The organism is Streptomyces sp. NPDC057950, assembly GCF_042887295.1.
Lineage (GTDB): Bacteria > Actinomycetota > Actinomycetes > Streptomycetales > Streptomycetaceae > Streptomyces > Streptomyces kaempferi.
The window spans coordinates 73,190-83,446 of sequence record NZ_JBHVPP010000014.1; the positions used below are offsets into that span (position 1 = coordinate 73,190).

The 10,257-nt window shown below is 71.2% G+C and carries 10 protein-coding genes; 5 read left to right on the forward strand and 5 right to left on the reverse strand.

Going from position 1 to position 10,257, the window contains the following annotated elements:
- Position 1 precedes the first annotated feature (1 nt).
- A complete protein-coding gene (locus ACFVTC_RS23240; RefSeq protein WP_390129916.1) occupies positions 2–1,693 on the forward strand; it encodes a GAF domain-containing sensor histidine kinase in 1,692 nt (563 codons plus the stop codon).
- Positions 1,694–1,915: 222 nt separating this feature from the next.
- On the opposite strand, the gene ACFVTC_RS23245 is transcribed toward ACFVTC_RS23240, so the two are convergent.
- The 3 genes from ACFVTC_RS23245 to ACFVTC_RS23255 all read right to left on the reverse strand — a co-directional run bounded on the left by ACFVTC_RS23245 (position 1,916) and on the right by ACFVTC_RS23255 (position 4,179).
- Positions 1,916–2,833, reverse strand: coding sequence for an HAD hydrolase family protein (locus ACFVTC_RS23245; protein WP_390129917.1), 918 nt, complete (start codon positions 2,831–2,833; stop codon positions 1,916–1,918).
- A gap of 751 nt (positions 2,834–3,584) precedes the next feature.
- Positions 3,585–3,728: a hypothetical protein gene (locus ACFVTC_RS23250; RefSeq protein ID WP_390129919.1), complete on the reverse strand. Its 144-nt coding sequence runs from the start codon at positions 3,726–3,728 to the stop codon at positions 3,585–3,587.
- 139 nt (positions 3,729–3,867) lie between these two features.
- Entirely contained in the window at positions 3,868–4,179 is a 312-nt protein-coding gene (locus ACFVTC_RS23255; protein WP_390129921.1) for a hypothetical protein, read from the reverse strand.
- A gap of 158 nt (positions 4,180–4,337) precedes the next feature.
- Between ACFVTC_RS23255 and ACFVTC_RS23260 the strand changes: the two genes are divergently transcribed.
- Both ACFVTC_RS23260 and ACFVTC_RS23265 read left to right on the forward strand, forming a co-directional pair.
- The gene (locus tag ACFVTC_RS23260; RefSeq protein ID WP_390129923.1) at positions 4,338–5,333 is read left to right on the forward strand and encodes a helix-turn-helix domain-containing protein; all 996 of its coding nucleotides are present in this window, start codon (positions 4,338–4,340) and stop codon (positions 5,331–5,333) included.
- Positions 5,334–5,942: 609 nt separating this feature from the next.
- Positions 5,943–6,578 carry a LuxR C-terminal-related transcriptional regulator gene (locus tag ACFVTC_RS23265; RefSeq protein WP_390129925.1) on the forward strand — a complete coding sequence of 212 codons (636 nt, stop codon included), beginning with the start codon at positions 5,943–5,945 and terminating at the stop codon, positions 6,576–6,578.
- Positions 6,579–6,610: 32 nt separating this feature from the next.
- Here ACFVTC_RS23265 and ACFVTC_RS23270 read toward each other — a convergent pair whose 3' ends face one another.
- Both ACFVTC_RS23270 and ACFVTC_RS23275 read right to left on the reverse strand, forming a co-directional pair.
- On the reverse strand, positions 6,611–7,387 hold the full coding sequence (locus ACFVTC_RS23270) for a 4'-phosphopantetheinyl transferase family protein (RefSeq protein WP_390129927.1): 777 nt from the start codon (positions 7,385–7,387) through the stop codon (positions 6,611–6,613).
- Positions 7,377–7,649: a phosphopantetheine-binding protein gene (locus ACFVTC_RS23275; RefSeq protein ID WP_390129928.1), complete on the reverse strand. Its 273-nt coding sequence runs from the start codon at positions 7,647–7,649 to the stop codon at positions 7,377–7,379. Before ACFVTC_RS23275 ends, ACFVTC_RS23270 begins: the two co-directional genes overlap by 11 nt.
- A gap of 265 nt (positions 7,650–7,914) precedes the next feature.
- Between ACFVTC_RS23275 and ACFVTC_RS23280 the strand changes: the two genes are divergently transcribed.
- On the forward strand, positions 7,915–8,787 hold the full coding sequence (locus ACFVTC_RS23280) for a TauD/TfdA family dioxygenase (RefSeq protein WP_390129931.1): 873 nt from the start codon (positions 7,915–7,917) through the stop codon (positions 8,785–8,787).
- Positions 8,788–8,843: 56 nt separating this feature from the next.
- Positions 8,844–10,211 (forward strand): serine hydroxymethyltransferase, encoded by a 1,368-nt coding sequence (gene glyA / locus ACFVTC_RS23285; protein WP_390129933.1) that lies wholly within the window; start codon positions 8,844–8,846, stop codon positions 10,209–10,211.
- The last annotated feature ends 46 nt before the right edge of the window (positions 10,212–10,257 follow it).

Below are 10,257 nucleotides of genomic sequence, written 5' to 3' on the forward strand. Positions count from 1 at the left end.
CATGTCAGTGGCTTCCGAGGCTTCCGCCTCGCCCGACCCGGACGGTGGTCCGGACGTGCCGCGCCTCCTGGATGCGATGCGGGCGGTCGGGGCGGAGCTGGAGCTGCACGCGGCGCTGGACCGGATCTGCGAGACGGCGGCGGCGCTGACGGACGCGCGCTATGCGGCGATCGGGGTCGTCGAGGACGGCGGCGAGGGGCTCGTGGACTTCGCCTACCACGGGATCGACGCGGAGACCGCCCAGCGGATCGGGCAGCTGCCCGACGGGCACCGAGGGCTGCTCGGGGCGCTCATCCACGACCCGGGGCCGGTACGGCTCACGCATCTGGACGAGGACGGCCGCTCGTGCGGGTTCCCCGATCACCACCCGCCGATGCGCAGTTTCCTGGGGGTTCCGATCCGCGTGCGGGGTGAGATCTTCGGGAACCTCTATCTGGCCGAGAAACGCGACGGCGGCCCGTTCGGCGACGGTGATCTCGACATGGTCCGTGTGCTGGCCGCGGAGGCGGGCATCGCGATCGGCAACGCCCGGCTGTACGAGGCGGCCCACCAGCGTGAGCGCTGGATCGACGGTTCGGTGGCCGTCACCACGGCGCTGCTGGCGGGCGGCGACGCCGAGGACGCGCTCCAGGTCGTCGCCGAACAGGCGCGCCGGCTCTCCCGCGCGGCGGCCGGGATCGTGCTGCTGCCCGCCGACGAGGGCGGTCTGGAGATCACCGCGGTCGCGAAGGACCGCCCGTCCCAGGCGCTCGGTGTGGTCATCCCCCCGGAGAGCGAGCTGGTCGCCGAACTCCTCGGCGGCAAGGCGGTGTTCCTCGCCGACGCGGCCACCGATCCGCGCGTGCTCACCGAATTCGGCCGCGAGTACGGTCCGATGATGATGCTCCCGCTGCAGGGCGGGAGCCGCCTGCTGGGGGCCCTGGTCACTCCCCGGGAACGGGGCGCCCGCCCGTTCACCGAGGCCGAGCACACCCTGGCCGCGCAATTCGCCGCGCAGGCCGCGCTCGCCCTGATGATGGCCGAGACGCAGCGCGACCGGGAGCGGCTCGCGGTCTACGAGGACCGCGATCGGATCGCCCGTGACCTGCACGATCTCGTCATCCAACGGCTTTTCGCGACCGGGATGATGCTGGAGAGCGCCCAGCGGTGCTCGGGCGTGCCCGAGGTGCGGGAGGGCGTCGGCAAGGCGGTCGACGAGCTCGACGTCACCATCCAGGAGATCCGTACCGCCATCTTCGCGCTCCAACAGGGCCCCGCCGAGGTCCCGTCCGGTCTGCGGACCCGCGTACTGCGCGAGATCAACATGGCCGCCGTGCCCCTCGGCTTCAAGCCCGGTCACCGCTTCGTCGGGCCCGTGGACACGGCTGTCGGCGAGCTGACCGCCAGGAACCTCATCGCCGCTCTGCGGGAGGCCCTGTCCAACGCCTTCCGGCATTCCGGGGCCTCCCGCATCGATGTCGTCGTCGACGCGTCCGTCACCCTGCGGGACGGGCGGCGCGGGGTGCGCCTGAGCGTCGCGGACGACGGTGTCGGCATCCCCGACCGTGGCCGGCGCAGCGGTCTGACGAATCTCAGGCGGCGGGCCGAGGCGCTGGGCGGTGAGAGCCGGCACGGGCCGGGACTCGGCGAGGGCGGCGGCGGTACGACGGTGGTGTGGCAGGCGCCGTACGATCCGCGGGCCGGCTCGCTGTAGAAGGACGTCGTCCGGGGGCGTGTCCCCCCGGGTGTACGACGGGAACGATCTCCGCGTTCCTCGGCAGCGGCGGCGAGCGCTGGGCCCACCGCCGTACCTGGGCAGGACTTCGTGGTACCCGCCACCGGGCCCGGCCGTCGGTCCGTTGCTGTGGCCGGCCCGGTACGGGGTCGCGGTCCGGTGGACCGTGATGCCTGCTCGAATCGTTTCTGCGTCCCGTGGTTACAGCCGGTCGGCGATGATCCGCTCGATGACGACCGCCACCCCGTCCTCGTTGTTGGCGACCGTACGGCCGGAGGCCGCGGCGATCACGTCGGGATGGGCGTTGCCCATCGCGTACGACGTGCCCGCCCAGGTGAGCATCTCGACGTCGTTCGGCATGTCCCCGAAGGCGACGACCTCCTCCGGCGCGATACCGCGCTCGGCGCAGCACAGCGCGAGCGTGCTGGCCTTGGAGACGTCCGGGCCGCTGATCTCCAACAGCGCGCTGGGGCTGGAGCGGGTGACGGTGGCACGGCCGCCGACCGCGCGGCGCGCCACGGTGAGGAAGACGTCGGGTTCGAGCTCGTGATGGAAGGCGAGGATCTTGAGCACCGGCTCACCCGCGCCGGGAGCGTCCGGTGCCAGCAGCTTCTCGGCGGGCCCGAGGGCGTCCGGCAGTTCCAGGTGCAGCTTGGGGTACGCGGGCTCCTGGTAGAAGCCGTACGTCTGTTCCACGGCGAACACCGTGCCCGGCGCGGCCTCCCGTACCAGCCGTACGGCGTCGAGCGCGTTCTCCCGTGCGAGTTCCCGCACCTTGACGAACCGGTGGGCACCGGGCCCGCCGTGCAGGTCGACCACGGCGGCGCCGTTGCCGCAGATCGCCAGGCCGTGGCCGTGCACGTGGTCGCTGACGACGTCCATCCAGCGCGCCGGGCGCCCGGTGACGAAGAAGACCTCGATGCCGGCCTCCTCGGCGGCGGCGAGGGCGGCGACCGTGCGCTCGGACACCGACTTGTCGTCACGCAGCAGGGTGCCGTCGAGGTCGGTCGCGATCAGGCGGGGCGGGACGATGGAGGTACCTCCTTGTTCGAGCGCGGTCGAGACCGTGCGGGAGGCGCGGGGGGCTGGTGGCTCGGGCTGTCGGGTCGCTGGGGTCACCGAGCCATTCTGGCGCATATGCCCGCACGGCCGTGCGGAGGTCCGCACAGGTGAGTGGTCACCGTCCTCACCGGTAGGGTCACCGCCCGCTGTCGTGGGCTGCCGCTGAAGCCCGGTCGGTGGGTCGGCCCGCGAAACGCGAAACACGTGGAGCACGCAGAAACACGCGGAGGACACGGAGGACACGCGGATGACAGGGAGGACAGGGAGGGCACGGAGAAGACAGGAAACGCGGACGCGCGGAGGGGCGGGGTGAGGGCGGAGCGGACGCCGCGGGCGAGGGCGGACGCGCCGGCGGCGGCGTCGCCGATACCGGTCATGACCACGGCCGCGGCGGGGCCGGTGGCATACGGCAGGTGCTGGGCGAGTTCGTAGGCCGCCCGCCCGCCGGGAGAATGTGGAGCCGACGGAGGACGCGGAGAAAACGGTCGGTCGTATGGACGATATTCGTCAGGAGGCCGGATATCCCGCGCTCGTGACGCGCGGAGTCGGCGATATCGCCGGACCGGACTTTGCCGTGGCTCTGACCCAGGACTCGAAATCCTGCCCCGGTCACCTGGTCACCCGGTCATTCGGTCACCGGTCGTCCACGCCGGTGCCGCGTCGGGCCGCCGTGTGCGGTGACTCCCGCGCGTGAAGGTCGAGACCGCACCGAAGCCCGATGACCTCGGTGCCGTCCGACATTCTGGAAAGGGCGCCTCGGGCACCCGCATCCCGCGCCACCGGTCGACGCCGCGGCGTCGAGGCGGTGTCAGCCCCAGATCATGTCGTCCGGCGCGGGGGCGCCGGCGACCACGGACTCCGTGGTGTCGCCGGACACTTCGAACACCGGGGTCAGGAGAGCGAAGGCCGTCAGGAGAATCGCAGCCCAGCGGGCGGGATGAAAGCGCAGCAACGTAGGAATCCCTTCCGAAGTCGGTGAGTTGTTCCTTCTGTGCGACAAAGCTTCGCCAAGCAGAAAGACCTTCGGAAGAGAGTTCTGGTGGACGGAACGGGCCCTGGACCGAAGAGGTCAGCGGGCCGCATCGCAGGGCTCAGTCGATGAGGTCGTCGAGGCCGTAGGGGGCCAGCAGCGGTACCTCGGAGCGCCCGACCTGCCATCCCGGCAGTGGTCCGATCTCGGCCACCGCGTGTCGGCAGAGTCTCGCCGCTGTCTCCTCCGCACTCCGGAGGTGGTCAGCCAGCAGGTAGACGCCCACCGTCAGCCCATGTCCCGGATGGGGATGAATGACCACATGTTCCACGCCGTCGTCGGGGTGCGCCAGGGCGTGAAGGAGATCCGCGAGGTTCTGGGGGATGCAAGAGTCCGCCTTCCTGTTAAGGAGTTCGGTGTGAACGAGATACACGCCTCGCATTTTCCCAAAAGGGCGAACACGGGAGAAGAGCACCAGAAGTCCCATTCCGGCAATGGCCGGTACAGTCCAGGTGGCCTTCTGTGGAAACCGCGCCACACGTGTGATGATGTAGGTGTCTTTGCAGCAAGACCTCCGGGGGGAGATGTGCCGTGCTGAAGTCGCTTGGTCTCGATTCCATTGCCGAGGCCGTCTACCGAGGTCTCCTTGCACGGCCGCGTGACGGCGTGGCGGATCTCGCCGAGCGACTGGGACTCACTCCCGAGCAGGCCCGCCACGGACTGGACACGCTCAGCGAACTGGCCCTGCTGAGACCCTCCTACGACCGGGAGGGCGAGCTGTGGCCCGTGTCGCCCGAGGTCGGTCTCCAGGTGCTGATGGCGCGTCAGCAGGCCGAGCTCGCGGCGCATCAGAAACAGCTGGAGGAGTCGCGGGCGGCCGCGGCCCGGCTGATCGCGGAGTACGCGGAGGCACGACCGGCCGACACCGGCCCGCACAGCGAGCGCCTGACCGGGATCGACCAGATCCGCGACCGGCTCGCGGCACTCACCCGGGAGACGCGGGAGGAGGTCATGACCTTCGCCCCGGACGGGCCCCAGCGGCCGGAGCACATCGAGGCAGCGAAGCCGCTCAACCGGGAGCTGCTGGAGCGCGGTGTCCGGATGCGGACGGTCTACCTCAACAGCGCCTGCAACAGCCCGCACACCCTCCAGTACGTGAGCTGGCTGTCCAAGCTGGGCGGCGAGGTGCGTACGGTGCCGACCCTGCCGACCCGGATGATCGTCGTCGACCGCAAGGCGGCCGTCATGCCCGTGAACAGCAACAACAGTGCCGAGGGCGCGGTGGTGCTGACCGGCCACGGCACGCTGACCGCGCTGTGCGCGCTGTTCGACAGCGTCTGGAACGGCGCCCGGCCGCTGAACGAGGAGAGCAGGGCCGACGACCAGGGGCTCACCGACCAGCAGGCCATGGTCGTGATCCTGCTGGCCGAGGGGCACACGGACGAGACCATCGCCAAGCGGCTCGGGGTGTCGCCGCGTACCGCGCGGCGGCTGGCCTCCGAGCTGATGACCCGGCTCGGAGCGCGCAGCCGGTTCGAGGCGGGCGTTCGAGCGGTGCAGAACGGCTGGCTCTCGGAGCACCGCTGAACCGTCGTCCGCGCCGCGGACAGCCCCTCTTCCCGTCCTCCGGCCGAACGACCCGCCCGTGCGCGAGCCGCCTGCCTCCGGCGGGACGGCCTGCCGCGACCGAACTGCCCGCCTCCGGCAGTACGACCCGCCCGTGCGCGAGCCGCCCGCTTCCGGCTCGACGGCCTGCCGCGACCGAGCCGGCTGCCTCCGGTCGAACGACCCGCCTGTGCCCGAGCCGCCTGCCTCCGGCGGGACGGCCTGCCGCGACCGAACTGCCCGCCTCCGGCGGTACGACCCGCCCGTGCGCGAGCCGCCCGCTTCCGGCTCGACGGCCTGCCGCGACCGAGCCGCCCGCCTTCGCCCGGGACGGCCGCCGGCGGTTCGCGCGCCCCGCGGTGTCGGTGTCCGCACGCGGCCGCGTCTCGTCGTCGTACCCGGGTCGTCCCGTCGTGCGCCGGTCGTCCCGCCGTACCCCGCCCTCGGCCGGTCCGCGCCGGAACCCGGATGTCCCCTTGTGTCCAGGGCCCCAACGGGCCACCGGAGCGACCTTCCGGTCGGTGCGCCGATCATGGAGATTGGCCTCGTACCGCCGGAGTGGACCGGGACCAGCGCAGACGGGGAGTCGACATGGTTCGTGCCGGGATCTTCATCCGGAACCAGCTCGCCCTGCTGGGCATCCGCTGTCTGCTCGACGCGGAGGCCGACATCGAGGTCGCGTTCGCCACGGGCGCCCCCTTCGAGGTGCCGGCCGGCACGGTCGACTGTCTGGTCCTGGACCTGGACCTGGTCGACGAGCTGCCCGAGCCGGCGCGGGGGACGGCCGGGGTGCCCGCCGCCCGGACGGTCCTGCTGACCGCCGACGGGGCGGCCGCCCGCCGGGAACGGAGCCCGGACCGGGCGGGCGAGACGCATCCGTTCGACGACGCGCCCCTGCTGCTGGTGGACGCCATCCGGCGGGTGGCCGGCCCGGGACCGGGGCCGGCCGGGGCCGGGACCAGGACCGGGGCCGTCGTCCGACAGGGTGTCGCCACCCTCTCCCCCCGGGAGCGGGAGGTGCTCGGGCATCTCGTCGAGGGCTGCACCCATGACCAGGCGGCCCGGCGGATCGGCATCAGCCAGCACACGGTCGACACCTACGTGAAGCGCATCCGCTCCAAGCTGGGCGCGCACAACAAGGCGCAGCTGGTCCGCGCCGCCCTGACCACGTCGCGCTCTGAGTCCGCGCATCCCGAGTCCCGAGCACGACAGCAGGTGGAGACATGACGTCCGGCGGGTGTGGACGGACATGAGGCCGCTCAGCGCCCGGTCGCCGCGGCCCGCGGCGGCCCCGTACTGAAGGCGGCGGCCGAGGGACGGCTCCGGGAGTAGGCGGTGAAGACCAGCGGGCCGCCGCCGATCACCGCGACCGCGGCCGCACAGCCCGCACCCGCCTCCAGGTCGGCCAGTACGAAGTCCTCGGTCGGCCCGGCCCCCGGACCTCTCAGGAACAGCACCCTCGGGGCCTCCTCCGGAGCCGACACCCCGACGTCGGACAACGGCACCCGCAGTCCCTGGCCCGTCGCCTTGAGCACGGCCTCCTTCCGGGTCCACATCCGGTGGAAGCCGCTCGCGGTGGCGTGGGCGGGGGTACGGGGTTCGGTCGGTCCGATGACATGGGGGAGCAGTTCCGCGGGCGACACCGACGTGCCGATCTCCTCCACGTCGATCCCTACCGCACCCGCCCGGGTGACGGCGACGGCCACCCGGGCGCCCGAGTGCGACACCGACACCTGGAGCCCGGTGCCCGGGAGTTCGGGCTTGCCGTGGTTCCTGGAACAGTCGGGGCAGCGGGCGACCACCTCCAGCAGCCGCGGCGGAAGGCCGAGATAGCCAGCCGCGGCGGTACGCAGCAGGGCCCGGCCGGCGATGAACCGCCGGCGGTCCTCCGCCCTGCGCTGCTGCGGGATCCGCTCCTGTTCGGCCCCGTCGAGCAGGGCCACGCAGTCGTCGGTGACCGTGGCCGGATCGGCCCACCAGATGTGGCAGTCGGCCGGACCGAGCACCGGGACCACCGGGGGCGCGTCAAGCAGCACGTGCTCTCCCCGTGGCCGAGGGCAGAGATTCTCCGACGCGCTCCACCATGGAGCCGAACAGGGCGTCGAGGGCCAGGTCGCTGCTTCTCACCTCGACCCCGAAGGCATCGGCCGCCCGCGCGCAGACCTGGACCGCGAGCAGGGAGCGGCCGCCGGCGACGAAGAAGTCCGTGTCGTCCCCGACGTGGTCCATGGCGAGCGCCTCGCACCAGATCTCTGCGAGCCGGCCGCGTATGGCGTCGAGCCCGAGGTCATCCTTCACCGCATTGCCTTCCATGCCGGGAACGGAGAGGTACCGCGTGTACCAGCCGGCCTCCCATGTTCACGGCGGTACGCCGCGGACACACGCCCCCGAAAGCCGTGACACCTGTTCAGGGGACAGTGCGCGGAGCAATCCATGGACGGAATTACGTGACCCCTTCATTGACCGGATCCGTCCATGATCCCGATATTGCTCACCGGCTTGGAGCCCGTCTAGCGTCATGGTCGTGATCGAAAGTCAGGGCCCCTCCCAACGTAGGAATCTCATGACGACAACCCCCTTCAAAACCACTCCCCTTTCCGATCACCACGGTCTGGTGATCGAGAGCGCAGATCTCCCTCTCGCCGAACTCCCGCACTCCGAGATCGCTGATCTCTTCAAGCAGCACGGAACGCTGATGTTCCGCGGTTTCGGCGCCACCTCCGACGATTTCCGCGAACTCGTGCAGAGGTTTTCGTCGAAGCTTTTCTTCCATCAGAATCCCAACCGCGAGACGATTTCCGACGACGGCGCGGTGCTGCTGGTCGACGCACACCGGAATCCCATTCCGGCGCACTCCGAGATGAGCTACTGCCCGCTGCACCCGGACCTCCAGTGGTTCTACTGCGTGCGGCCGGCCGACGAGGACGGCGAGACGACGGTCTACGACGGTGTCGAGGCGTACAAGCGGCTCGCGAAGGAGACCCGGGACCTGTTCGACAAGCTCCGGCTGACCTGGCGCCTCCCGTTCCCGACCGCCCCGGAACACCAGGAGCGCGTGTTCGGCACGGCCGACCGCGCCGAGCTGGAGGCGTTGTTCGCCACGTTCGACGACTTCGAGTACGACTTCGACGACGCCGGGAACCTCGATTGGAAGTGGACCGTCTCCGCGGTCCCGCAGGCGCCCTACGTGGACGCGCCCACGCTGTGCAACAGCTACCTGGGCTCCGGCGCGATCGTGTCCTTCGAGGACGGGTCGACCATCCCGCAGCACTGCCGCTGGGACGCGCTCGACGCCACCGAGGAGGTGCGGGTCGACCTCCAGTGGGAGGCCGGCGACATCGTCATGATCGACAACAAGCGCGTGATGCACGGCCGGCGCGGCTTCGAGGACCCGGACCGCAAGGTCGCGGCGATGCTCTCGACGCCGAACTTCTGAACGACCCCTCCCCTGTCGCCTGTCGACCGCCACTCTCACAGTTTGGATTCGACTCCATGACCCAGGCCGTCGGTCTGCCCACGCTCACCGCCCCGACCGCTCCGCTGTCGTCCTTCTACGAAAACGCCCTGCACGCCATGGAACTCGGGGACCCGGCCCTGTACGGGCTGCTGGACGACGAGCTCCACCGACAGCACGAGACCCTCGCCCTGGTCGCCTCGTGCAGCCCGGTGACCCCCGCGGCGCTGCTCGCCGAAGGGAGCTTCTTCGCCAACGTCACGGCCGAGGGGTACCCGGGCCGGAGGTTCCACGCCGGCTGCGTGAACGTCGACAAGGTCGAGGAGCTCGCGGTCGAGCGTGCCAAGCAGGCATTCGGCGCCCGCTACGCGAACGTCCAGCCCCACTCGGCGAGCACCGCCAACCAGGTGGTCATGAACTCGCTGCTGAAGCCCGGCGACCCGATCCTGGGCCTCGACCTGGACGCCGGCGGCCACCTCAGCCACGGTGCGTCGGTCAACATCTCGGGCCGGATCTTCGAGGCGCACAGCTACGGCCTCGGGCCCGACGGACTGATCGACTACGAAGAGGTCCGGGCACAGGCCCATCTGCACCGGCCGCGTCTGATCATCGCGGGGACCACCGCCTACCCCCGCACGCTCGACTGGGCCGCGTTCCGTGCCATCGCCGACGAGGTGGGCGCGTATCTGCTCGCCGACATCACCCACATCGCCGGTCTGGTGGTGGCCGGCCTGCACCCGTCGCCGCTGGCCCACGCCCATGTCGTGACCACCTGCACGCACAAGCAGCTCTACGGTCCGCGCGGCGGCCTGATCCTGCTCGGCGACTCGGCCGACACCGTGCTCCCGAACGGCCGCACGCTCCGGCAGACCCTGCAGAGCGGACTCTTCCCGCTGATCCAGGGCGCGCCGGTGGTGAACAGCATCGCGGCCAAGGCCTACGCCCTGGGGGCGGCGACCACGCCGGCCTTCACCGAGACGATCCACCGGGTGCGTTCCCTCGCGGCCGCCCTCGCCGAGCACCTCGTGGGCCGGGGCGTCCGGGTCATCTCCGGCGGCACCGACAACCACATCGTCGTGGCCGACGTCCTGACGTCGTTCGGCATCACCGGCGTCAATGCCGAGAAGGCGCTCGAACAGTGCGGCGTTCTCGTCAACAAGAACCGGATCGTCGGCGACGCCCACTCCGCCATGGTGACGTCGGGCGTGCGGTTCGGCAGCAACAGCATGGCGGCCCGCGGCTTGGACGCCGCCGACGTCGCGGAGGTCGCCGACCTCGTCATCGAGGTGCTGACCACCACCGAGAACACGTCCAACACCACGTACGCGCTCGACCCCGCCGTACAGGCACGTGTGCAGGAGCGGGTCCGCGCCATCTGCCACCGCCGGCCCATCGCCGGCTACTGACCGCGATTCCCCCGGGCGGACCCGACGGCCCTCTCCGTGCCGTCGG

Coding starts and splice junctions, on each gene's coding strand:
- ACFVTC_RS23240 (WP_390129916.1), top strand. CDS start 2: ATGTCAGTGGCTTCCGAGGCTTCCGCCTCGCCCGACCCGGACGGTGGT.
- ACFVTC_RS23265 (WP_390129925.1), top strand. CDS start 5,943: ATGGTTCGTGCCGGGATCTTCATCCGGAACCAGCTCGCCCTGCTGGGC.
- ACFVTC_RS23280 (WP_390129931.1), top strand. CDS start 7,915: ATGACGACAACCCCCTTCAAAACCACTCCCCTTTCCGATCACCACGGT.
- glyA (WP_390129933.1), top strand. CDS start 8,844: ATGACCCAGGCCGTCGGTCTGCCCACGCTCACCGCCCCGACCGCTCCG.